Annotated in this window: 20 protein-coding genes and 1 riboswitch; of the genes, 18 read left to right on the forward strand and 2 right to left on the reverse strand. The window is 70.2% G+C overall.

What is annotated here, in order from left to right; all coding sequences use genetic code 11:
* Window positions 1-35: 35 nt before the first annotated feature.
* The 15 genes from ACFQVC_RS05100 (at window position 36) to ACFQVC_RS05170 (ending at window position 16,967) form a co-directional block, all read left to right on the forward strand.
* The gene (locus ACFQVC_RS05100) at window positions 36-881 is read left to right on the forward strand and encodes a glycosyltransferase family 2 protein (RefSeq protein ID WP_381827126.1); all 846 of its coding nucleotides are present in this window, start codon (window positions 36-38) and stop codon (window positions 879-881) included.
* 95 nt (window positions 882-976) lie between these two features.
* Window positions 977-1,915, forward strand: coding sequence for an ABC transporter permease (locus tag ACFQVC_RS05105; RefSeq protein WP_381826831.1), 939 nt, complete (start codon window positions 977-979; stop codon window positions 1,913-1,915).
* Window positions 1,908-2,705 carry an ABC transporter ATP-binding protein gene (locus tag ACFQVC_RS05110; protein ID WP_381826833.1) on the forward strand — a complete coding sequence of 266 codons (798 nt, stop codon included), beginning with the start codon at window positions 1,908-1,910 and terminating at the stop codon, window positions 2,703-2,705. The genes ACFQVC_RS05105 and ACFQVC_RS05110 overlap by 8 nt, the downstream gene beginning before the upstream one ends.
* A 296-nt stretch (window positions 2,706-3,001) precedes the next feature.
* Window positions 3,002-3,904 carry a squalene synthase HpnC gene (hpnC, locus tag ACFQVC_RS05115; protein ID WP_381826835.1) on the forward strand — a complete coding sequence of 301 codons (903 nt, stop codon included), beginning with the start codon at window positions 3,002-3,004 and terminating at the stop codon, window positions 3,902-3,904.
* Window positions 3,905-3,909: 5 nt separating this feature from the next.
* Window positions 3,910-4,863, forward strand: coding sequence for a presqualene diphosphate synthase HpnD (gene hpnD, locus ACFQVC_RS05120; RefSeq protein ID WP_381826837.1), 954 nt, complete (start codon window positions 3,910-3,912; stop codon window positions 4,861-4,863).
* A 154-nt stretch (window positions 4,864-5,017) separates the two neighbouring features.
* Window positions 5,018-6,406, forward strand: coding sequence for a hydroxysqualene dehydroxylase HpnE (hpnE, locus tag ACFQVC_RS05125; protein ID WP_381826839.1), 1,389 nt, complete (start codon window positions 5,018-5,020; stop codon window positions 6,404-6,406).
* Window positions 6,403-7,500, forward strand: coding sequence for a polyprenyl synthetase family protein (locus ACFQVC_RS05130; protein WP_381826841.1), 1,098 nt, complete (start codon window positions 6,403-6,405; stop codon window positions 7,498-7,500). The genes hpnE and ACFQVC_RS05130 overlap by 4 nt, the downstream gene beginning before the upstream one ends.
* Before the next feature lie 127 nt (window positions 7,501-7,627).
* Window positions 7,628-9,607 carry a squalene--hopene cyclase gene (gene shc, locus ACFQVC_RS05135; RefSeq protein WP_381826843.1) on the forward strand — a complete coding sequence of 660 codons (1,980 nt, stop codon included), beginning with the start codon at window positions 7,628-7,630 and terminating at the stop codon, window positions 9,605-9,607.
* On the forward strand, window positions 9,607-10,254 hold the full coding sequence (locus ACFQVC_RS05140) for a phosphorylase family protein (RefSeq protein ID WP_381826845.1): 648 nt from the start codon (window positions 9,607-9,609) through the stop codon (window positions 10,252-10,254). The genes shc and ACFQVC_RS05140 overlap by 1 nt, the downstream gene beginning before the upstream one ends.
* Window positions 10,255-10,262: 8 nt before the next feature.
* On the forward strand, window positions 10,263-11,285 hold the full coding sequence (gene hpnH / locus ACFQVC_RS05145) for an adenosyl-hopene transferase HpnH (protein WP_381826847.1): 1,023 nt from the start codon (window positions 10,263-10,265) through the stop codon (window positions 11,283-11,285).
* Window positions 11,286-11,289: 4 nt separating this feature from the next.
* Entirely contained in the window at window positions 11,290-12,453 is a 1,164-nt protein-coding gene (gene ispG, locus ACFQVC_RS05150) for a flavodoxin-dependent (E)-4-hydroxy-3-methylbut-2-enyl-diphosphate synthase (RefSeq protein ID WP_381826849.1), read from the forward strand.
* 206 nt (window positions 12,454-12,659) lie between these two features.
* Window positions 12,660-14,585, forward strand: coding sequence for a 1-deoxy-D-xylulose-5-phosphate synthase (gene dxs, locus ACFQVC_RS05155; protein WP_381826851.1), 1,926 nt, complete (start codon window positions 12,660-12,662; stop codon window positions 14,583-14,585).
* The gene (locus ACFQVC_RS05160; protein WP_381826853.1) at window positions 14,582-16,054 is read left to right on the forward strand and encodes an aspartate aminotransferase family protein; all 1,473 of its coding nucleotides are present in this window, start codon (window positions 14,582-14,584) and stop codon (window positions 16,052-16,054) included. Before dxs ends, ACFQVC_RS05160 begins: the two co-directional genes overlap by 4 nt.
* 122 nt (window positions 16,055-16,176) lie before the next feature.
* A complete protein-coding gene (locus ACFQVC_RS05165; protein ID WP_381826855.1) occupies window positions 16,177-16,797 on the forward strand; it encodes a helix-turn-helix domain-containing protein in 621 nt (206 codons plus the stop codon).
* Entirely contained in the window at window positions 16,794-16,967 is a 174-nt protein-coding gene (locus tag ACFQVC_RS05170) for a DUF6126 family protein (RefSeq protein WP_381826857.1), read from the forward strand. Before ACFQVC_RS05165 ends, ACFQVC_RS05170 begins: the two co-directional genes overlap by 4 nt.
* 47 nt (window positions 16,968-17,014) lie before the next feature.
* Here ACFQVC_RS05170 and ACFQVC_RS05175 read toward each other — a convergent pair whose 3' ends face one another.
* Window positions 17,015-17,812, reverse strand: coding sequence for a tyrosine-protein phosphatase (locus ACFQVC_RS05175; RefSeq protein ID WP_381826859.1), 798 nt, complete (start codon window positions 17,810-17,812; stop codon window positions 17,015-17,017).
* A 466-nt stretch (window positions 17,813-18,278) separates the two neighbouring features.
* Window positions 18,279-18,439, forward strand: a riboswitch (cyclic di-AMP (ydaO/yuaA leader).
* A 4-nt stretch (window positions 18,440-18,443) separates the two neighbouring features.
* Here ACFQVC_RS05175 and ACFQVC_RS05180 point away from each other — a divergent pair.
* From ACFQVC_RS05180 to ACFQVC_RS05190, 3 genes are all read left to right on the forward strand, one after another.
* Window positions 18,444-19,367, forward strand: a complete 924-nt coding sequence (locus ACFQVC_RS05180) for a M23 family metallopeptidase (RefSeq protein WP_381826861.1) — start codon at window positions 18,444-18,446, stop codon at window positions 19,365-19,367.
* Between the two features lie 269 nt (window positions 19,368-19,636).
* Complete coding sequence (locus ACFQVC_RS05185; protein WP_381826863.1) at window positions 19,637-20,464, forward strand: SGNH/GDSL hydrolase family protein; 828 nt, start codon at window positions 19,637-19,639, stop codon at window positions 20,462-20,464.
* A 148-nt stretch (window positions 20,465-20,612) separates the two neighbouring features.
* Window positions 20,613-21,422: an SIMPL domain-containing protein gene (locus ACFQVC_RS05190; protein ID WP_381826865.1), complete on the forward strand. Its 810-nt coding sequence runs from the start codon at window positions 20,613-20,615 to the stop codon at window positions 21,420-21,422.
* Window positions 21,423-21,578: 156 nt separating this feature from the next.
* On the opposite strand, the gene ACFQVC_RS05195 is transcribed toward ACFQVC_RS05190, so the two are convergent.
* Entirely contained in the window at window positions 21,579-21,746 is a 168-nt protein-coding gene (locus ACFQVC_RS05195) for a hypothetical protein (RefSeq protein ID WP_381826867.1), read from the reverse strand.
* Between the last annotated feature and the right edge of the window lie 336 nt (window positions 21,747-22,082).

Below are 22,082 nucleotides of genomic sequence, written 5' to 3' on the forward strand. Positions count from 1 at the left end.
CGCAACAGCTCAAGGTCGGCGCGGTTGTCATCACCATGGGCAACCGCCCCGACGAGCTGCGCGCCCTGATCGACTCGGTCGCCAAGCAGGACGGCGACCCGGTCGAGGTGGTCGTGGTCGGCAACGGCTCCCCGGTCCCCGACCTGCCCGAGGGCGTACGCACCGTCGAGCTGCCGGAGAACCTCGGCATCCCCGGCGGCCGTAACGTCGGCATCGAGGCCTTCGGCCCCGGCGGCACCGACGTCGACATCCTGCTCTTCCTGGACGACGACGGACTGCTGCCGAAGAACGACACCGCACAGCTGTGCCGGGAGGCCTTCGCCGGCGACCCGGAGCTCGGCATCATCAGCTTCCGTATCGCCGACCCGGACACCGGCGAGACCCAGCGGCGGCACGTGCCGCGCCTGCGCGCCTCCGACCCGATGCGCAGCTCCCGCGTCACCACCTTCCTGGGCGGCGCGAACGCGGTGCGCACCGCGGTCATCAAGGAGGTCGGCGGACTTCCCGACGACTTCTTCTACGCCCATGAGGAGACCGACCTCGCCTGGCGGGCCCTCGACGCGGGCTGGCAGATCGACTACCGGGCCGACATGGTGCTCCACCACCCGACGACCGCCCCGTCCCGGCACGCGGTCTATCACCGGATGGTGGCCCGCAACCGCGTCTGGCTCGCCCGCCGCAATCTGCCCGCGCTCCTGGTCCCCGTCTACCTCGGGGTCTGGCTGCTGCTCACCCTCGCCCGGCGCCCCTCGAAGCCCGCGCTCAAGGCCTGGCTCGGCGGGTTCAAGGAGGGCTGGACGAGTCCCTGCGGACCCAGGCGTCCCATGAAGTGGTCCACGGTGTGGCGGCTGACCCGACTGGGCCGACCTCCTGTCATCTGACAAGCTCGTGTCTGAGAGCATTCGGGCCATATCCCGGCCCTGGTTTCTGCTGCGCACAAACCGGCAGCGCATCTTGAAGACGAAAGTTTCCACTTGTGAGTGAGACAACGCATGACGGCGGTGTTGCGGTGAGCGTGACCCCGTCGCCCGATGACGGGCTCTCCCGGGCAGAACTGGCCGCCAAATACGGCCTTGCACAGAGCGGTGCCCGGCCCGGCCTGATCGAGTACATCGGTCAGCTGTGGGACCGGCGCCACTTCATCCTCGCCTTCTCGCAGGCCAAGCTCACCGCGCAGTACAGCCAGGCCAAGCTCGGCCAGCTCTGGCAGGTGGCGACCCCGCTCCTGAACGCGCTGGTGTACTTCTTGATCTTCGGTCTGCTGCTCGGCGGCCGCGGCGGCATGGACATGAGGACGTATATCCCGTTCCTGGTGACGGGTGTCTTCGTCTTCACCTTCACGCAGAGCTCCACGCTCGCCGGCGTCCGGGCGATCTCCGGGAATCTGGGTCTGGTGCGGGCGCTGCACTTCCCGCGCGCCTCGCTGCCCATCTCGTTCTCGCTGCAGCAGCTCCAGCAGCTGCTGTTCTCGATGATCGTCCTGGTGGTGATCCTGCTCGGATTCGGCCACTTTCCGAGCTGGGCCTGGCTGCTGATCGTGCCGACCCTGGCGCTGCAGTTCGTCTTCAATATGGGCCTCGCGATGATCATGGCGCGGCTCGGCAGCAAGACCCCCGACCTGGCACAGCTGATGCCGTTCGTGCTGCGCACCTGGATGTACGCGTCCGGCGTGATGTTCCCGCTGCAGCCCATGCTGGAGAAGGCGAACGCCCCGGGCTGGGTCGCGGAGGTGCTGCTCGCCAACCCGGCCGCGGTCTACATGGACCTGATGCGCTTCGCCCTGATCGACAACCTTCCTCCGGACCAGGCGCTGCCGAACCACGTCTGGGCCCTGGCACTCGGCTGGGCCCTGGTCGTCGGCATCGGCGGCTTCATTTACTTCTGGAAGGCAGAGGAGAAGTACGGCCGTGGCTGACCAGAACCCGACGGACGCGCGGCCGCAGGAGCCGCGCACTCCCACCGTCATCGCCGACGAGCTGCACATCGTCTACCGCGTCAACGGCGGCAAGGGCGGCAAGGGCAGTGCCACCGCCGCCCTGAGCCGGATCGTCAAGCGCGGCGAGGAACGCGGCGTACGCAAGGTGCACGCGGTCAAGGGCGTCTCCTTCACCGCGTACAAAGGCGAGGCCATCGGCCTGATCGGCTCCAACGGCTCCGGCAAGTCCACCCTGCTCCGGGCCATCGCGGGTCTGCTCCCGGCCGAGGAGGGCAAGGTCTACACCAACGGCCAGCCCTCGCTGCTCGGCGTCAACGCGGCCCTGATGAACGACCTGACCGGCGAGCGCAACGTCATACTCGGCGGGCTCGCGATGGGCATGTCACGCGAGCAGATCAGGGAGCGCTATCAGGACATCGTCGACTTCTCCGGGATCAACGAGAAGGGCGACTTCATCACCCTGCCGATGCGCACCTACTCGTCCGGTATGGCGGCCCGTCTGCGCTTCTCCATCGCGGCCGCGAAGGACCACGACGTCCTCATGATCGACGAGGCTCTGGCCACCGGCGACCGCAAGTTCCAGAAGCGCTCCGAGGCCCGCATCCGCGAGCTGCGCAAGGAGGCCGGCACGGTCTTCCTGGTCAGCCACAACAACAAGTCGATCCGCGACACCTGCGACCGGGTCCTGTGGCTGGAGCGCGGCGAGCTGCGCATGGACGGGCCCACCGACGAGGTGCTCAAGGAGTACGAGAAGTTCACCGGCAAGTAGCCGGAGACCGGATCTGGGGCCCCGCCGGAACCCTCCGGCGGGGCCCCGGCTCGGTCAACGCTTGGTCAACTCCGTTGGCCGGGCGGAATGTTGACATGAATCGGTGCGTTGTTGTGATGTGCAGAACACCCCGGCATACCCCCCGGCGCTGTACAACGTAAGCTGGATCGGTCGGCGGCGTGTCCGAAATGGGCTGTATTGGGTTGGCAGTGTAGAACGGGAGATGTGACGGCAATGGCTACGGAAGACTCCCTGATCCGCCAGGCTTCCGCCGCCCCCGCACCGGGCAGCGCACGGTGACGGGAAGCCGGACGGCGAGTCCGGGCGCCCCCGCGCGCGCCACCCTCGACAAGGCCGCCGACGAGAACTTCCCGGTGGCTCCTTTCTTTCTGCCGCGCGCCTGGCGCGCGGATCTGATGGCGATCTACGGCTACGCCCGTCTCGTCGACGACATCGGTGACGGCGACCTCGCCCCGGGCGGCGCCGACGCCCGCCACCTGGGCCTCGGCCCGGCCGCCGGTGAGGACCGCCTCGCCCTGCTCGACGCCTTCGAGGCCGATCTGCGCCGGGTCTTCGATGGGAGCCCGCGCCACCCGCTGCTGCGCAGGCTGCAGCCCACCGTGCGCCGCCATCGCCTCACCGCCGAGCCCTTCCTCGGTCTGATCGCGGCCAACCGCCAGGACCAGCTCGTCAGCCGCTACGCGACCTATGACGACCTCCTGGCGTACTGCGAACTCTCCGCCAACCCCGTCGGCCGGCTCGTCCTCGGCATCACCGGCACCGTCACCCCCGAGCGGGTGCGACGGTCCGACGCCGTGTGCACCGCGCTGCAGATCGTCGAGCATCTTCAGGACGTCAGCGAGGACCTCGGACGCGACCGGATCTATCTGCCCGCCGAGGACATGAAGCGCTTCGGTGTGCGAGAGTCCGATCTCGCGGCGGCCGGCGCAGGGGCATCGGTGCGCGCACTGGTCGCCTACGAAGCAGAACGCGCCCGGAACCTCCTGAATGAAGGCATGCCCCTCGTGGGTAGCGTGCACGGGCGACTGCGACTGCTGCTTGCCGGATTCGTTGCGGGGGGACGCGCGGCGCTGCGAGCGGTCGAAGGGGTGGGCTACGACGTACTTCCGGGACCGCCGGGACCCACCAAGCTGCGCTTGCTGCGCGAGGTGGGAGCGACTCTGCGAGGTAAGGGGTGAGCCAGATGAGCGTGGCAGGCGCCGAGGGGGGCCCGCACGTGTCCGCGCCGGTACTCGCTGCCTACAGCTACTGCGAGGCCGTCACCGGGCAGCAGGCGCGCAACTTCGCGTACGGCATCCGGCTGCTGCCGACGCCCAAGCGCCGCGCCATGTCGGCGCTCTACGCCTTCTCGCGGCGGGTCGACGACATCGGCGACGGCGCCCTCGCCGCCGAGATCAAGCACACCCGCCTCGAAGAGACGCGTCAGCTGCTCCGACGTGTGCGTGCAGGCGCAGTCGACGAGGACGACACCGACCCCGTCGCGGTCGCCCTCAGTCATGCCGCCACGGCGTTCCCGATCCCGCTCGACGGCCTCGACGAACTGATCGACGGCGTCCTGATGGACGTACGCGGCGAGACCTATGAGACCTGGGACGACCTCAAGGGCTACTGCCGCTGCGTCGCGGGCGCCATCGGACGGCTCTCGCTCGGCGTGTTCGGCACCGAGCCGGGCGCCCGGCAGTCGGAGCGCGCCCCCGAGTACGCCGACACCCTCGGACTCGCCCTCCAGCTCACCAATATCCTCAGGGACGTTCGCGAGGACGCCGAGGGCGGTCGGGTCTATCTGCCGGGCGACGACCTGGCCAAGTTCGGTTGTTCGGCCGGGTTCGCCGACCCCAAGGCGCTCGCCGGAGCCGACTTCGCGGGCCTGGTGCACTTCGAAGTACGGCGCGCCCGCGCCCTGTTCGCCGAGGGCTACCGGCTGCTGCCGATGCTCGACCGGCGCAGCGGCGCCTGTGTCGCCGCCATGGCGGGCATCTACCGGCGCCTCCTGGACCGTATCGAGCGCGACCCCGAGGCCGTCCTGCGCGGCCGTGTCTCCCTGCCGGGGCACGAGAAGGCGTATGTCGCCGTGCGCGGTCTGTCCGGACTCGATGCGCGCCATATCTCCCGGCAGTCGGCCAGGAGGCGTACGTGAGATGCACTTCCGCCGAGGGCCGCACCCACTGTCGGGCCGGGACGAATCCGGTCAAGTGGCGGGCAACCCTCCGTGGCGCGATCGCGTCCCTGACTGAGATGGCCAGCTCAGCGCTCTTGATCGGCACGATGCGTACGGTCGAAGGGGAGGGTGCATGACCGCGAACCACACAGGGGCGGCGGGCGGGCAGGGGGCCGCCGTGGTCGTCGGGGGAGGCCTCGCCGGCATCACCGCCGCACTCGCGCTCGCCGACGGCGGGCTGCGGGTGACCTTGCTCGAAGGGCGGCCGCGCCTCGGCGGCCTCGCGTTCTCCTTCAAGCGCGGGGACCTGACCGTCGACAACGGCCAGCATGTCTATCTGCGCTGCTGCACCGCCTACCGCTGGTTCCTCGACCGGGTCGGGGGCGCCGCGCTCGCTCCGCTGCAGGACCGTCTCGACGTACCCGTGCTCGACGCGGACCGGATGCGCCTCGGCCGCCTGCGGCGCACCGCGCTTCCGGTGCCGCTGCATCTGGCCGCCAGCCTGTCGACCTATCCCCATCTCTCGCTCGCCGAACGCGCCAAGGTGGGCCGGGCCGCGCTCGCGCTCAAGGGGCTCGACCTGGACGATCCGGCCCTGGACGACCAGGACTTCGGGACCTGGCTCGCACAGCGCGGGCAGTCGCCGCGGGCCATCGAGGCGCTGTGGGACCTGGTCGGCGTCGCGACCCTGAACGCCGTCGCGGGGGACTCCTCGCTCGGTCTTGCCGCCATGGTCTTCAAGACGGGGCTGCTCTCCGACCCGGGCGCCGCCGACATCGGCTGGGCCCGGGTGCCGCTCGGCGAACTGCACGACACACTCGCCCGCAAGGCCCTCGACAAGGCGGGCGTCCGCACCGAACTGCGCACCAAGGTCTCGGCCATCTCCCGTACGCAGGGCGGGAGTTGGCAGGTCGACGTGGACGGCGAGCGGCTCGAGGCGGACACGGTCGTACTCGCCGTACCGCAGCGTGAGGCGCACGAACTGCTGCCCGGCGGAGCGCTCCCCAACCCGGACGCGCTCCTGGAGATCGGCACCGCGCCGATCCTCAACATCCATGTCCTGTACGACAGGAAGGTGCTGAAGAAGCCGTTCTTCGCGGCGCTCGGCACCCCCGTGCAGTGGGTCTTCGACCGCACCGACGCCTCGGGCCTGACCGAGGGCCAGTACCTCGCCCTCTCCCAGTCCGCGGCGCAGGACGAGATCGACGCACCCGTCGCGGAGCTGCGCGAGCGGTATCTGCCCGAGCTGGAGCGGCTGCTGCCCGCCGCACGCGGCGCCGGCGTACGGGACTTCTTCGTGACCCGGGAACGCACGGCGACGTTCGCCCCCACCCCGGGTGTCGGCCGGCTCAGGCCCGGCGCCCGCACCAATGCATCCGGCCTCTACCTGGCCGGCGCGTGGACCGCCACCGGCTGGCCCGCGACCATGGAGAGCGCGGTGCGCAGCGGCACTCAGGCCGCGCAGGCCGCTCTCTCCGCACTCGGCCGCCCCCACCACCATCTCTTTCAGGAGGCGGCATGAGCAGCAGTACCAGTACCGGATCAAGAGGAGAGACTGTGCCGACTGTGCCTTCGGCTGCCGGCGTCGCGGACGTGACCGCGTTGCTCGACCGCGGACGGACGATGGCCACGCCGGTGCTGCGCGCCGCCGTGGACCGCCTCGCGCCGCCCATGGACACCGTGGCCGCCTACCACTTCGGCTGGATCGACGCCGAGGGCCGCCCGTCCGACGGTGACGGCGGCAAGGCCGTGCGGCCCGCGCTCGCGCTGCTCTCCGCCGAGGCCGCGGGCGCCGCACCGGAGGTCGGTATCCCCGGCGCCGTGGCCGTGGAGCTGGTGCACAACTTCTCGCTGCTGCACGACGACCTGATGGACGGCGACGAGCAGCGCCGCCACCGCGACACGGTGTGGAAGGTGCACGGCCCCGCGCAGGCCATCCTCGTCGGCGACGCCCTGTTCGCCCTCGCCAACGAGATCCTGCTCGAGATCGGCACCGTCGAGGCGGGCCGTGCCACCCGCCGGCTGACCACCGCCACAAGGAAGCTGATCGACGGTCAGGCCCAGGACATCTCCTACGAGCACCGCGAGCGGGTCACCGTCGAGGAGTGCCTGGAGATGGAGGGCAACAAGACGGGCGCCCTGCTCGCCTGTGCCGTCTCCATCGGCGCGGTACTCGGCGGCGCCGACGAGCGCACCGCCGACACCCTGGAGCGCTACGGCTACCACCTGGGCCTCGCCTTCCAGGCCGTGGACGATCTGCTCGGCATCTGGGGCGACCCGGAGGCCACCGGCAAGCAGACCTGGAGCGATCTGCGCCAGCGCAAGAAGTCCCTGCCCGTGGTGGCCGCGCTCGCCGCCGAAGGAGCGGCCGCCGAGCGCCTCGGCGAACTGCTCGCCGCCGACGCCAAGAGCAATGACTTCGAGAACTTCTCCGAGGAGGAGTTCGCCGCGCGTGCCGCCCTCATCGAGGAGGCGGGCGGCCGCCAGTGGACCGCCGAGGAAGCCCGCAGGCAGCACACCATCGCCATCGAGGCGCTCGACGGGGTCGATATGCCGGCCCGGGTCAGGGACCAGCTCGTCGCCCTGGCCGACTTCGTCGTCGTACGAAAGAGATGATCGCCATCAGCAGCCGTATATGACTCGCAGTCGCCGGCCGGTGCGCTGACGCCACGTCAGTCGCCGGCCGACGGCCCACCCCAGCACATCAGCACGTCAGCGTGTCGAACTGCACGAAGGGGAAGCCATGACAGCGACGACCGACGGAAGCACCGGAGCCCTCCGGCCCCGCGCAGCCTCGGCCACCGGAACCGACCCGACCTCCGCCCCTCTCGACGCGGCCCGGCGGGCCACCGAGCGGGCCACGGATTTACTGCTCTCGAGGCAGGACGCCGAAGGGTGGTGGAAGGGCGACCTCGAGACCAATGTGACGATGGACGCGGAGGATCTGCTTCTGCGTCAGTTCCTCGGCATCGGGGACGAGAAGACCACGCGGGCCGCGGGCCTCTTCATCCGTGGCGAGCAGCGCGAGGACGGCACCTGGGCCACCTTCTACGGCGGGCCCGGTGAGCTCTCCACCACCATCGAGGCGTATGTCGCGCTGCGCCTGGCCGGCGACGCACCGGACGCGGAGCACATGGCGAAGGCCTCCGCGTGGATCCGGGCCCACGGCGGTATCGCCGAGAGCCGTGTGTTCACCCGGATCTGGCTCGCGCTGTTCGGCTGGTGGAAGTGGGACGACCTGCCCGAACTTCCGCCGGAACTCATCTACTTCCCGAAGTGGTTCCCGCTCAACATCTACGACTTCGGGTGCTGGGCGCGGCAGACCATCGTGCCGCTCACCGTCGTCTCCGCGAAGCGCCCGGTGCGGCCCGCGCCGTTCGCCCTGGACGAGCTGCACGCGAACGCCCGTGACCCAAAACCCTTCAAGCCACTTGCTCCGGTGGCCAGTTGGGACGGTGTGTTCCAGCGGCTCGACAAGGCGCTGCACGCGTACCACAAGGTCGCCGTGCCCGGTCTGCGGAAGATGGCGATGCGCTCCGCCGCCCGCTGGATCATCGAGCGGCAGGAGAACGACGGCTGCTGGGGCGGTATCCAGCCCCCGGCCGTCTACTCGGTGATCGCCCTGCATCTGCTCGGCTACGACCTCGACCACCCGGTGCTGCGCGAAGGGCTCGCCTCGCTCGACCGGTTCGCGGTGTGGCGCGAGGACGGGGCGCGGATGATCGAGGCCTGCCAGTCGCCGGTGTGGGACACCTGTCTGGCCACCATCGCCCTCGCCGACGCGGGTGTGCCCGCCGACGACCCGCGCCTGGTCAAGGCCGCCGACTGGATGCTCGCCGAGCAGATCACCCGGCCCGGCGACTGGTCGGTGCGTCGGCCCCAACTGCCGCCGGGCGGGTGGGCGTTCGAGTTCCACAACGACAACTACCCCGATATCGACGACACCGCCGAGGTCGCCCTCGCGCTGCGCCGGGTCAAGCATCCCGAGCCGGCCAGGGTCGACGACGCGATCCGCCGTGGCGTCACCTGGAACCTCGGGATGCAGTCGAAGAACGGCGCCTGGGGCGCCTTCGACGTCGACAACACCAGCCCCTTCCCCAACCGGCTGCCGTTCTGCGACTTCGGCGAGGTCATCGACCCGCCGTCCGCCGACGTCACCGCGCATGTGGTGGAGATGCTGGCGTACGAGGGCAAGGCGGACCACCCGGGCGCACGGCGCGGTATCGAGTGGCTGCTCGCCGAACAGGAGGCGGACGGCTCCTGGTTCGGCCGCTGGGGCGTCAACTACCTGTACGGCACCGGGTCCGTGGTGCCCGCCCTGACGGCGGCAGGCCTGCCCGCCGCGCACCCGGCGATCCGGCGCGCGGTGACCTGGCTGGAGTCGGTGCAGAACGACGACGGCGGCTGGGGCGAGGATCTGCGCTCCTACGTCGACAAGCGGTGGGTGGCGCGCGGCGAGTCCACCGCGTCACAGACCGCGTGGGCCCTGATGGCGCTGCTCGCCGCCGGGGAGCACGACTCCAAGACCGTGGAGCGGGGCGTCGCCTGGCTCGCCGAGACACAGAACGCCGACGGGTCCTGGGACGAGCCGTACTTCACCGGCACCGGCTTCCCCTGGGACTTCTCCATCAACTACCACTTGTACCGGCAGGTCTTCCCGCTGACCGCGCTCGGCCGTTACGTCCACGGCACCGGCCACGGGACCGCCCCCGGGGCGGATTGATGACCGGCGCCACCGAGGAGTCCGCTCCGCCGCTGCTCATCGCCTGTGCGCTGCGTATCGAGGCACTGGCCCTGCGCACCGGCGAGCGCGGCGGCGCCGGCGGCCCGGTCACCGTCCTGCGTACCGGCATGGGACCCGAGGCCGCCGAGCGTGCCGTCACGCGCGCGCTCGCGGCCCCGGCCCACCGGGACGCGGCGGTGATCGCCACCGGGTTCTGCGCGGGCCTGGCCCGCGGCATGCACCCCGGTGACCTAGTGGTCGCCGACCGGGCCGGCGACGGACAGGGCAGCACCGCCTGCGAAGGCACCGAGCTGCTGGTGAAGGAACTGGCCGCCGCCGTCCCCGGGCACACCGTGCACACGGGGCCGATGACCGGCTCCGACCATGTCGTACGCGGTCACGAGCGGGCCGCACTGCTCGCCGATGGTGCCATCGCCGTCGACATGGAGTCCGCCGTCACGCTGCGGGAGGCGGTGCGGACCGGGCCGCGTCCGGTTGCGGCCGTCCGGGTGGTCGTGGACGCTCCCGAGCATGAACTCGTCCGTATCGGCACGGTGCGCGGTGGAATATCTGCTTTCCGCGTTCTTCGTGCGGTACTACCCGCTTTCTATGAATGGCACCGTTCTTTGCTGCTCCCCAGGAGGTGAGCCGAGTTATGGCCATGCCGCTTCGTCAGTCCATCAAAGTTGCCACGTATCTCGCTGAACAGAAGATCCGCAAGCGGGACAAGTTCCCGTTGATCGTGGAGCTGGAACCGCTCTTCGCGTGCAATCTCAAATGCGAGGGCTGCGGAAAGATCCAGCATCCGGCGGGCGTCCTCAAACAGCGCATGCCGGTGGCGCAGGCCGTGGGCGCGGTGCTCGAGTCCGGGGCGCCCATGGTGTCCATCGCGGGCGGCGAGCCGCTGATGCACCCTCAGATCGATGAGATCGTGCGGCAGTTGGTGGCCAAGAAGAAGTACGTCTTCCTGTGCACCAACGCGATGCTGCTGCGCAAGAAGATCGACAAGTTCACCCCCTCGCCGTTCTTCGCCTTCGCCGTGCACATCGACGGCATGCGTGAGCGCCACGATGAATCGGTGGCCAAGGAGGGCGTGTTCGACGAGGCGGTCGCGGCCATCAAGGAGGCCAAGCGGCGCGGCTTCCGGGTCACCACCAACTCGACCTTCTTCAATACGGACACCCCGCAGACGATCATCGAGGTCCTCAACTACCTCAATGACGATCTGGAGGTGGACGAGATGATGCTCTCGCCCGCGTACGCCTACGAGAAGGCGCCCGACCAGGAGCACTTCCTCGGCGTCGAGCAGACCCGCGAGCTGTTCAAGAAGGCCTTCGCGGGCGGCAACCGGCGGCGCTGGCGGCTGAACCACTCCCCGCTGTTCCTCGACTTCCTCGAGGGCAAGGCCGACTTCCCGTGCACCGCCTGGGCCATCCCGAACTACTCGCTGTTCGGCTGGCAGCGGCCCTGCTACCTGATGAGCGACGGCTACGTGCCCACGTACCGGGAACTCATCGAGGAGACCGACTGGGACAAGTACGGCCGCGGCAAGGACGACCGCTGCGCCAACTGCATGGCGCACTGCGGCTACGAGCCCACCGCGGTGCTCGCCACCATGGGGTCCCTGAAGGAGTCGCTGCGAGCCATGCGGGAGACCGTCTCCGGGAACCGTGGGTGACGCCATGAGCGCGGAACCTGTCTCTCTGGGACTGCCCGGGCCGCCGCCCCGGCCGATCGCACCGCGGCGGCGCTCGCGGCAGATCCAGGTCGGGACGGTTGCGGTCGGTGGTGACGCGCCGGTGTCGGTGCAGTCGATGACGACGACGCGCACCTCCGACATCGGCGCGACGCTGCAGCAGATCGCCGAGCTCACCGCGTCCGGCTGCCAGATCGTCCGGGTCGCCTGCCCGACCCAGGACGACGCCGACGCGCTGTCGACGATCGCCCGCAAGTCGCAGATCCCGGTGATCGCCGACATCCACTTCCAGCCGAAGTACGTGTTCGCCGCCATCGACGCCGGATGTGCGGCGGTCCGGGTGAACCCGGGCAACATCAAGCAGTTCGACGACAAGGTCAAGGAGATCGCCAAGGCGGCCTCCGAGACCCGCACCCCGATCCGGATCGGCGTCAACGCCGGCTCCCTGGACGCCCGCCTCCTGAAGAAGTACGGCAAGGCCACCCCCGAGGCGCTCGTCGAGTCGGCGCTGTGGGAGGCCTCGCTCTTCGAGGAGCACGGCTTCCGTGACATCAAGATCTCGGTCAAGCACAACGACCCGGTCGTGATGGTCAACGCCTACCGGCAGCTGGCCGCCGCCAGTGACCATCCGCTGCACCTGGGCGTGACGGAGGCGGGCCCCGCCTTCCAGGGCACGATCAAGTCAGCCGTGGCCTTCGGGGCGTTGCTGGCCGAGGGCATCGGCGACACCATCCGGGTCTCGCTGTCCGCGCCGCCCGTCGAGGAGGTCAAGGTCGGAATCCAGATCCTGGAGTCGCTCGGGCTCCGGCGCCGCCGCCTGGAGATCGTCTCCTGTCCGTCGTGCGGCCGTGCCCAGGTCGATGTCTACAAGCTCGCCGACGAGGTGACGGCAGGTCTCGAAGGCATGGAGGTGCCGCTGCGCGTCGCCGTCATGGGCTGCGTCGTGAACGGGCCGGGGGAGGCCAGGGAAGCGGATCTCGGGGTGGCGTCGGGCAACGGCAAGGGGCAGATCTTCGTGAAGGGCGAGGTCATCAAGACCGTCCCCGAGTCGAAGATCGTCGAGACCCTGATCGACGAGGCCATGAAGATCGCCGAGCAGATGGAGAAGGACGGCGTCGACGGCGGCGCCCCGATGGTGACGGCCGGGTGAGGCGTCCGTCGCGCCCTGATCCGTTGCTCCTGAGCCGCCGGTCCTGAGCCGTCGCTCCCGAGCTGGTGTTCCCGAGCCGTTGCTCCCGAGCTGCTGTTCCGTGGCTGCTGTTCCTGAGCCGCAGACCGTGAGCCGCCGTCGTCCTTCCAGATGAATCCGGCCCGTCGCGCCGTGAGTTGACGTTCCATTCGAGAGGGGGCCCAAGCATGACGATCTTGGAGAATATTCGGGGGCCGCACGACCTGAAGGTGCTGACCGAGGAGGAACTCGACGAACTCGCCGAGGAGATCCGCCAGTTCCTTGTGCACGCCGTGGCCCGCACCGGCGGGCATCTCGGGCCGAACCTGGGTGTCGTGGAGCTGTCCATCGCCCTGCACCGGGTCTTCGAGTCGCCCGTCGACCGGCTGGTGTGGGACACCGGCCACCAGAGCTACGTACACAAACTCCTGACCGGACGCCAGGACTTCTCCAAGCTGCGCGGCAAGGGCGGCCTCTCCGGGTATCCCTCGCGCGAGGAGTCCGAGCACGACATCGTCGAGAACAGCCACGCCTCCACCGCACTCGGCTGGGCCGACGGACTCGCCAAGGCCCATCAGGTGACCGGCAGTCCCGGCCATGTCGTCGCGGTCATCGGGGACGGCGCGCTCACCGGCGGTATGGCCTGGGAGGCGCTGAACAACATCGCCGCCGCCAAGGACCGGCCACTGATCATCGTCGTCAACGACAACGAGCGCTCGTACGCACCCACCATCGGCGGCCTCGCCAACCACCTCGCCACCCTGCGCACCACGGACGGCTACGAGAAGGTGCTCGCCTGGGGCAAGGACGTGCTGCAGCACACCCCGGTGATCGGGCAGCCGCTGTACGAGTCGCTGCACGGTGCGAAGAAGGGCTTCAAGGACGCCTTCGCGCCGCAGGGCATGTTCGAGGACCTGGGGCTCAAGTACCTCGGGCCGATCGACGGCCATGACCTCGCGGCCGTCGAGTCCGCGCTGCGCCGGGCCAAACGCTTCCACGGGCCGGTCCTCGTGCACTGTCTGACCGAGAAGGGCCGCGGCTACGAGCCCGCCCTCGCCGACGAGGCCGACCGCTTCCACACCGTCGGCGTGATGGACCCGTTGACCTGCGAGCCGCTCGCGCCGTCCAACGGCCCTTCCTGGACCTCGGTGTTCGGCGACGAGATCGTGCGGATCGCCGAGGAGCGGCCGGATGTCGTGGGCATCACGGCGGCCATGCTGCACCCGGTGGGCCTGACCAAGTTCGCGGAGCGCTTCCCCGAGCGGGTGTGGGACGTCGGCATCGCCGAGCAGCACGCGGTCGTGTCCGCGGCCGGTCTCGCCACCGGCGGTGTGCACCCGGTCGTCGCCGTGTACGCCACGTTCCTCAACCGCGCCTTCGACCAGCTGCTCATGGATGTCGCCCTGCACAAGTGCGGGGTCACCTTCGTGCTCGACCGCGCGGGTGTCACGGGCACCGACGGCGCCTCGCACAACGGCGTGTGGGACATGTCGATCCTCCAGGTCGTTCCGGGGCTCAGAATCGCCGCACCGCGCGACGCCGACCAGCTGCGGACCCAGCTGCGCGAGGCCGTCGACGTGGCGGACGCGCCCACCCTGATCCGGTTCCCGAAGGAGTGCGTGGGCCCGGCCATCGAGGCCAGGGGCCGGGCCGGCGGCATGGACGTCCTGCACCGCGGGGCCAGTGCTGATGTGCTCCTGGTCGCGGTCGGCGTGATGGCCGCGGACTGTCTGCAGGCGGCCGAGCTGCTCGCGGCGCGCGGGATCGGCTGCACCGTGGTCGACCCGCGGTGGGTCAAGCCCGTCGACGCGGCCCTGCCCGCCCTCGCCGCGCGGCACCGCATGGTGGCGGTCGTGGAGGACAACAGCCGTGCCGCCGGGGTGGGTTCGGCCGTCGGGCAGGCGCTGCGCGACGCCGAGGTGGATCTGCCGCTGCGTACCTTCGGCATTCCCGAGCAGTTCCTGGCGCACGCGAAACGCGGTGAGGTGCTCGCCGACCTCGGCCTCACCCCGGTGGAGATCGCCGGGCGGATCGGGGCCACGCTGGCGCGGATGGACGAGGCGGCACCGGCGGGCGACGAGGCGAAAACGGCGGTTAAGGAGAACCACGAATGAGCAGAGCGGCGGACCACGAAGCGGCCGGTGCGGGCAGGGACAGAGAAGCCGCTGCGGGCAGGAAGCAAGAGGCCGGTGCGGGCAGGAGCAAGGAGTTCGACCTCGGCAGGCTGCTCGCCGAGCGCGGCGCCGAGCGCTACGAGCTGCACGCCCGGCATCTGAACCACCAGCTGCCGCGGATGCTGCACACCATCGGCTTCGACAAGGTCTACGAGCGGGCCGAGGGCGCCCACTTCTGGGACGCCGACGGCAACGACTACCTCGACATGCTCGCCGGGTTCGGGGTGATGGGGCTCGGCCGGCACCACCCCGTCGTACGCAAAGCCCTGCACGACGTGCTCGACGCCTCGCTCGCCGACCTCACCCGCTTCGACTGCCAGCCGCTGCCGGGCCTGCTCGCCGAGAAGCTGCTCGCGCACAGCCCGCACCTGGACCGGGTGTTCTTCGGGAACAGCGGCACGGAAGCCGTCGAGACGGCGCTGAAGTTCGCCCGCTACGCCACCGGCAAGCCGCGCATCCTGTACTGCTCCCACGCCTTCCACGGGCTGACCACCGGGTCGTTGTCGGTGAACGGCGAGGCCGGTTTCCGTGACGGTTTCGCCCCGCTGCTTCCGGACACGGCCGTGGAGATGGGTGATCTGGGCGCGCTGGCACGGGAGTTGAAGCGCGGGGATGTCGCGGGTTTCGTCGTGGAGCCCATCCAGGGCAAGGGTGTGCACGAGGCGCCGCCCGGATTCCTGCGCGCCGCCCAGGAGTTGCTGCACCGGCACAAGGCGCTCCTCATCGCCGACGAGGTGCAGACCGGGCTCGGCCGCACCGGCGACTTCTACGCCTACCAGCACGAGGAGGGTGTCGAGCCCGACCTGGTGTGCGTCGCCAAGGCCCTGTCGGGCGGGTACGTGCCGGTGGGTGCGACGCTCGGCAAGGACTGGATCTTCAAGAAGGTCTACTCGTCCATGGACCGGGTCCTGGTGCACTCGGCGAGCTTCGGCGCCAACGCGCAGGCCATGGCCGCGGGCCTCGCCGTCCTCACGGTCATGGAGGACGAGCAGACCGTCGCCAACGCCCGGCTCATGGGGGAGTTGCTCAAGTCCCGGCTCGGCGCGCTCGTCGAGCGCTATGAGCTGCTGCACGATGTCCGCGGCCGGGGCCTGATGGTGGGCATCGAGTTCGGCAGGCCGAAGTCGCTGAAACTGCGCAGCCGGTGGGCCGCGCTGCAGGTCGCCCGCAAGGGGCTGTTCGCGCAGATGGTCGTCGTACCGCTGCTGCAGAAACACCGGATCCTGACCCAGGTCTCCGGCGACCACCTCGAAGTGATCAAACTGATTCCGCCGCTGGTCATCGGTGAGCAGGAAGTCGACCGCTTCGTCACGGCCTTCACCGAGGTGATGGACGACGCGCACAGCGGTGGCGGGCTCATGTGGGACTTCGGGAAGACGCTGGTGAAACAGGCGGTCGCCAACCGCTGACCGCCCGACTCGGACCGCCCCGACTCGGACCGCGACGACTGAGACCGTCACGGCTCTCCAGCGCTTTTGCCTCTGGGGCAAGAAAGTTGCCCCAGAGGTAAGGGTCTGGCTGAATCAGCGGTATGAGTCCTGCCGACCCCGGGGGTGCGTCCGACGCGGTGGCCGTGGTCGCGCCCCGGCTGCGCGAACTGCGCCGCCGTGCCTCGCTCACGCTGGAGGCCGCCGCCCGTGACGCCGGGCTCTCGCCCGCCCACCTCTCGCGCCTGGAGACCGGGCAGCGCCAGCCGTCCCTGCCCGTACTGCTCGCTCTCGCCCGTATCTACGGTACGACCGTCTCCGAACTCCTCGGTGAGGCCGTCGCCGACCGGGACGCGGTGATCAGGGGCGACGCGATGGAGCCGTCCGAGGCGGGCGGCTGGACCTACCGGCAGGCGGGTGCGCCGGGCCGGGGGATGCAGGCCCTGCGGGTGAAGGTGCCGTACGGCGCGCAGGGCGACATCGTGCGGGTGCATCCCGGCGAGGAGTGGCTGCATGTCCTCAAGGGACGGCTGCGGCTGCATCTGGCCGCTGCCGTCCATGTCCTCGCGCCCGGTGACAGCGCGCACTTCGACTCGCTCACCCCGCACCGGATCGCCGCCGCGGACCGCCACGGGGTGGAGCTGCTCTTCGTTCATACGCTGCTGCAGAGTCCGGCCACCGCGCTGTGCCTCGGCGGCGGCACAAGCCCGGGAGACCCGCGATGACCGAGCCCGAACCGATGACCGAGCCCGAACCGCAGCAGCCCGCCCGCCGTTCCATGGAGGAGAAGTTCCCCCGTGGACTGTGGGTCCGCCTGATCGTGTACGTGGCCGTCGGCCATCTCTTCGCGGCCTTCGTCTATCTGCTGTTCACGCTGGGCGCGCAGAACCAGTAGCGGGCGGGACCCGGAATCCGCTCCCGCCCGGCCGGCCGGGAGCGGTCTCAGTCGAGCAGGTTGTCCCGCAGGCGCTGGCGCACCTCGGGGGTGACCTTCAGGCCCTCGGTGACATACCGCTCGACACTGCCCCAGGTCTCCTCGATGGCGTCGAAGGCGGCGGCCAGATACTCGGCGCGGGCGTCGAAGAGCGGGCTGAGCAGCTCCATGACCTCGGGCGACATGGCATCGGCCGAGGTGCTCGAACGGTGCACCTTGTAGCGGCGGTGCGAGGCGTTGGACTCGAGGTAGTCGGCCTCGATCGCGGACCGCTCGACGCCGACCGCGAGCAGGGTGACCGCTATCGACAGCCCCGCACGGTCTTTGCCGGCCGCGCAGTGCATCAGGGCCGGCACGCTGTCGTCGGCGAGGGCGTGCAGGACGCGGCTGTGCTCGGAGGTGCGCTGCGTGATGATGGCGCGGTACGACTCCACCATCCGGTTCGCGGCCCGGCCGTCGGACAGCAGTGAGCGCAGCTGCTCCAGATCGCCGTCGCGGACCATCTTCCAGAACTCGGCGCCGTCGGCCGGGTCGGTCAGCGGCAGATTCACATTGAGCACGCCGGGCAGCTCGACGTCGGGGCCCTCGAGCTTCTGGTCCGCGGCATTGCGGAAGTCGAAGATGGTGTGCAGGCCGAGGGTGGTGAGGAAGGCGGCGTCGGCCGCGGTGGCGTGCGCGAGGTGACCGCTGCGGAAGAGCCGGCCCGCCCGCACCCGCCTGCCGTCCACGGTCGGAAGCCCGCCCACGTCGCGGAAGTTGCGCACTCCTGCGAGCTCGGGCTCTGTCGACGGGACCTGCTGCGTCACGGGGGCTCCTCCCATTCGGACGCCGACGCGACTCGTCGGCGGGCGCGGCTTCGACGATACGACATGCATTCCCGGGGCAATCAATCGTTCTGCCTGCTGGAATTGCCTGCGGGGGACGTCTCTGCTACGGACTGATGCACGGTCAGTCAAGGCAGCCAAGGCGACTTGTCCTCAATGACCGATTCAGGGCTGATTCAGGACGTTCGTGGTAACTGGCCCTGGACTAAAGGCCTCTGGCGCCTTCCTTGGTGAGCGGGATCATAGTCGTGACGGTGCGTGGTGATCCGCCGGAGCATTTTCCGAGGGTAAGGGAACGGTAAAGATCAATTCTGTACGGAGTGTGACGGGAATTCCGGGAATGGATCATCACCGTGCAATAGCCCGGGAATTGAATGCTTGTCGATTCGCTTCGCGCTCGATTACGGTCGCCGACGTCCGGGCGGACGCCCAATCCTGCCGCCGCTCGGATTTCCGCACACCCACCCGTGTACGGCAGGAGCGGGGGACCCACGGTAAGACGCCGGATCCGGTCCACCGGAGCGGCTTGGGGTGAAGTCGCGTGAAAACGCGGCCGGGCATCTCCAGTCCGAACCCGACAGCTCACCTCGCAGGCGCCGGAGAGGAATCCGTCATGCCCGCGAAGGGTAAGCACCGCCGTCCCAAGACCCAGCGGCTCAGCCGTGGTTTCGCCGCCGCGGGCACCGGAGGAGCCGCGCTCGCGCTGCCGCTTCTCGGTGCCACCGGCGCCCACGCCGCCGCCCCCGCAGCGGCCGGCGTTCCCGCGTCGGCGGGTATTCCGCAGTCCGCCAAGGCGGCCGTTCCCGGTGCCGCCGTTTCGAAGGCCGCCGAGAAGGCCGACGCCGAGACCTATTCCGTGGTGCCGGGCGACTCGCTTTCCAAGATCGCTGACGAACTGAATGTCGACGGCGGCTGGAAGCAGCTCTACAAGGACAACCGGAAGGCCGTGGGCGGTGACCCCGCGCACATCCTTCCCGGAATGAAGCTGACGGTCGGCGCCGCAGCCGCCAAGGCTGAGGCCAAGCCCGACAGCGAGCCGAAGAAGGCCGAATCCGGCGACGCGTCCCCGTCGAAGTCCGCGCAGTCCGACGGCGACGGCGGCGCCGCCGAGGCCGAGCCCGCGGCCGCCGCGAACGGCTTCACCGCCCCGGTCGAGGGTGCGATCTCCACCTCGTACCGCACCGCCGGCGGCATGTGGTCCAGCGGCTATCACACCGGCACCGACTTCTCGGTCCCGTCCGGCACGGCGATCAAGTCCGTCGGCGAAGGCACCGTCGTCTCCGCCGGCTGGGGCGGCTCGTACGGCAACGAGGTCGTCATCCGGCACGCCGACGGGCACTACTCGCAGTACGCCCACATGACGTCCCTCAATGTGTCCACCGGCCAGACGGTCAGCGGCGGCCAGCAGATCGGCCTGTCCGGTTCGACGGGTAACTCGACCGGACCGCATCTGCACTTCGAGATTCGGACCGGTCCCGGTTACGGCTCCGACGTGGACCCGATGGCGTATCTGCGCTCGCACGGCGTTTCCCTCTGACCCGTACGACCTCTCTCGCCCGTTCGTCCGGCGCGAGTGACGGTGATGTGGCGACGGCCGGAATTCCTGCGGGAGTTCCGGCCGTCGCCATGTGCGCGACCGGCGGGCGCCCAGCGGGGGGGGGCAGGGTCGGTCGGCCAAGCCGGAGTAATACGGGCAGTCCGGCCTATTCCTACTTGATCGACTCTTTACCGGTGTCATATCTCACCAGCCGTCAACCCCCACCTACGGTGGCGTAGGTCACTTAGGGAGGTGAAAGATATGCCGACGTGGCAGACGATTCGACACCCCTCATCCGCAGCGGCGGTTCCGACCTCGGTTCCTACGCGGCCGTCGGCGACAGCTTCACCGAAGGCGTCGGAGACCCTGGCCCCGACAGCACCTTCGTAGGCTGGGCCGACCGCCTCGCCGTGCTGCTCTCCGACCGGCACCCCGAGCACACCTTCGCGTACACGAACCTCGCCGTACGCGGAAAGCTCCTCGACCAGATCGTGGCCGACCAGGTGCCGCGCGCCAAGGAACTCGCGCCCGACCTGGTGAGCTTCTGCGCCGGCGGCAACGACATCATCCGGCCGGGCAGCGACCCCGACGACGTGGCCGAGCGCTTCGAGCGGGCCGTCGCCGACCTCAAGCAGTCCGTCGGCACCGTCATGGTGACCACCGGCTTCGACACCCGGGGCGTCCCGGTCCTGCGCCATCTGCGCGGCAAGGTCGCCACGTACACCGCCCATGTCCGGGCCATCGCCGACCGCTACGACTGCCCGGTCCTCGACCTGTGGTCCCTCAAGTCCGTGCAGGACCGGCGGGCCTGGGACGGCGACCGCCTGCACCTCTCGCCCGAGGGCCACACCCGGGTCGCGCTGCGCGCCGCCCAGGTCCTCGGCATCGAGGTCCCCGCCGACCCCGACCAGGAGTGGCCGCCGCTGCCGCCGCGCGGCCCCCTCGAAGGCCGGCGCGACGACATCCAGTGGGCCCGCGAGTACCTGGTGCCGTGGATCGGGCGCAGGCTGCGCGGCGAGTCCTCCGGCGACCACGTGGCGGCCAAGGGCGTCGTGGACCCCTATGTCCTCAAGTCGCATCTGGAGTCGGCGACCTGAGGGCGCGACACCCATGGGACCGGTGAGGTGACACCGGGCACGGGAGCGGGAGTGGCACCCGGAGGCCGGGCGTCCGCGGTGCTGGGATGACCGCGCACCCTCTCTGGAAGCCAGGGCAGGACCCGTACCGGCGGAAGGACTCCACGCCATGCCCGAACAGGCCGTACCCCTGACCACCACCGGCGCTCCCGCGGTCGCCCGCGCCCTGCGCCCGCTCGCCGTGGCCGTCCTCGCCGGCGGGCTGCTCACCGCGGCGGCCGTACCCGCCGTCGCCGCTCCGGCCGCCGGCACCGTATCCGCCGGCGCATCCGCCCCCGCACCTGCCGTGGCGCCCGAGCCCGCCACGGTGACCGTGACCGGGGAGGGCAGCGCGTCGGCGGCGCCCGACATGGCGGTGATCACCGCGGGTGTGGAGGTGCGCAGGCCGAGCCCGCAGGAGGCGCTCACCGCGCAGAACGCCGCGGCCGACCGGCTGCTCGCCGCGGTGCGCAAGCAGGGCGTGGCAGATCGCGACGTACGCACCGAGAACCTCTCGCTGTCCGCGGTCACCGAGCAGCCGCCGAACGCCACCGCGAAGGTCACCGAGTACCAGGCGGGCCAGGTGTTCTCCATCCGTGTCCGGGACATCAAGAAGACCGGGCCCGTCATCCAGAAACTCATGGACGCCGCCGGGGACGCGGGCCGGATCCACTCCGTGGCGTTCGACGTCGCGAAGCCCGGCAAGCTGCGCGCCGAGGCCCGCAGGGCCGCCCATGAGGACGCGCGGGACAAGGCCGAGCAGCACGCCCGCCTCAGCGGCCGCAAGCTCGGGCGGCTGCTCTCCCTGAACGAGGGCGACAGCGGTCGCCCGCGCCCCGTCGCCATGCCGGCCGTCGCCTTCGACAAGGAGGGCGTGCCGGTGGCCCCGGGCGAGGTCGAGGACAACATCACGGTGACGGCGGAGTTCGAGATGAAGTGACCGCCGCTGGTCGCGGAATGTGTGGTTCTGGAGTGTGTGGTCCGGCCCCCGGTGACGTCCGTCGCCGGGGGCCGGACCATGTCGTCACGGCTGCGATGGCGGCTGTGCGGACGTGACGGCCCGCCGCCGCACACGCTCGTGCCCGGCTGTCCGGGGTCACGGTGTGTTGCGGTTGTCGTCGCGGGTGCCGCGCACGGCCCGGCGCACTCTGCGCCAGGAGCGGATCAGCTCGGGGAGCTGGTCGAGGACGCAGCGTGCCGCGAAGAGGAGCACGGAGATCGCCCCGGCCGCCGCGAGTGCGTGGAGGACCAAGCTGTCGGCCACCGATGTGCCTTCCGGATCAGGTGGCCGAAACGATGGTCGCGGGACCAGTCCGGCCACGTGAGTACGTGGACGAACTGACTTCCCGCCGGCACCAAGAACGTCAGGCCGGGCTTGGCCCCCCGGTGGGACGAACAGGGTCATGCGTGCAGGCCCGGGCCCGCGGTGTCGAATCCACTCCCTGGCCGCCCATGCCGGAGGCCGCACCAGTTCTGTGGATCCCTTCCTGGCACCCCGGCCTCTTGCCGGGCCGCCCAGGGAGCGGACAGTCCGGGCGTCACGCCCGGACTGAGATTGCTCGGGAAACTAGCAGAACTCCGTTGCGGGGAGCGGGAGTTG

Source organism: Streptomyces monticola (assembly GCF_042665355.1).
Lineage (GTDB): Bacteria > Actinomycetota > Actinomycetes > Streptomycetales > Streptomycetaceae > Streptomyces > Streptomyces monticola.

Excerpts from the sequence above, each read along its gene's own strand:
- ACFQVC_RS05190 (WP_381826865.1), top strand. The coding sequence starts at position 20,613 with ATGCCCGAACAGGCCGTACCCCTGACCACCACCGGCGCTCCCGCGGTC.
- hpnD (WP_381826837.1), top strand. The coding sequence starts at position 3,910 with ATGAGCGTGGCAGGCGCCGAGGGGGGCCCGCACGTGTCCGCGCCGGTA.
- ACFQVC_RS05130 (WP_381826841.1), top strand. The coding sequence starts at position 6,403 with ATGAGCAGCAGTACCAGTACCGGATCAAGAGGAGAGACTGTGCCGACT.
- ACFQVC_RS05140 (WP_381826845.1), top strand. The coding sequence starts at position 9,607 with ATGACCGGCGCCACCGAGGAGTCCGCTCCGCCGCTGCTCATCGCCTGT.
- ispG (WP_381826849.1), top strand. The coding sequence starts at position 11,290 with ATGAGCGCGGAACCTGTCTCTCTGGGACTGCCCGGGCCGCCGCCCCGG.
- hpnE (WP_381826839.1), top strand. The coding sequence starts at position 5,018 with ATGACCGCGAACCACACAGGGGCGGCGGGCGGGCAGGGGGCCGCCGTG.
- ACFQVC_RS05180 (WP_381826861.1), top strand. The coding sequence starts at position 18,444 with ATGCCCGCGAAGGGTAAGCACCGCCGTCCCAAGACCCAGCGGCTCAGC.
- ACFQVC_RS05100 (WP_381827126.1), top strand. The coding sequence starts at position 36 with ATGGGCAACCGCCCCGACGAGCTGCGCGCCCTGATCGACTCGGTCGCC.
- ACFQVC_RS05170 (WP_381826857.1), top strand. The coding sequence starts at position 16,794 with ATGACCGAGCCCGAACCGATGACCGAGCCCGAACCGCAGCAGCCCGCC.
- dxs (WP_381826851.1), top strand. The coding sequence starts at position 12,660 with ATGACGATCTTGGAGAATATTCGGGGGCCGCACGACCTGAAGGTGCTG.
- ACFQVC_RS05160 (WP_381826853.1), top strand. The coding sequence starts at position 14,582 with ATGAGCAGAGCGGCGGACCACGAAGCGGCCGGTGCGGGCAGGGACAGA.
- hpnH (WP_381826847.1), top strand. The coding sequence starts at position 10,263 with ATGGCCATGCCGCTTCGTCAGTCCATCAAAGTTGCCACGTATCTCGCT.
- ACFQVC_RS05165 (WP_381826855.1), top strand. The coding sequence starts at position 16,177 with ATGAGTCCTGCCGACCCCGGGGGTGCGTCCGACGCGGTGGCCGTGGTC.
- shc (WP_381826843.1), top strand. The coding sequence starts at position 7,628 with ATGACAGCGACGACCGACGGAAGCACCGGAGCCCTCCGGCCCCGCGCA.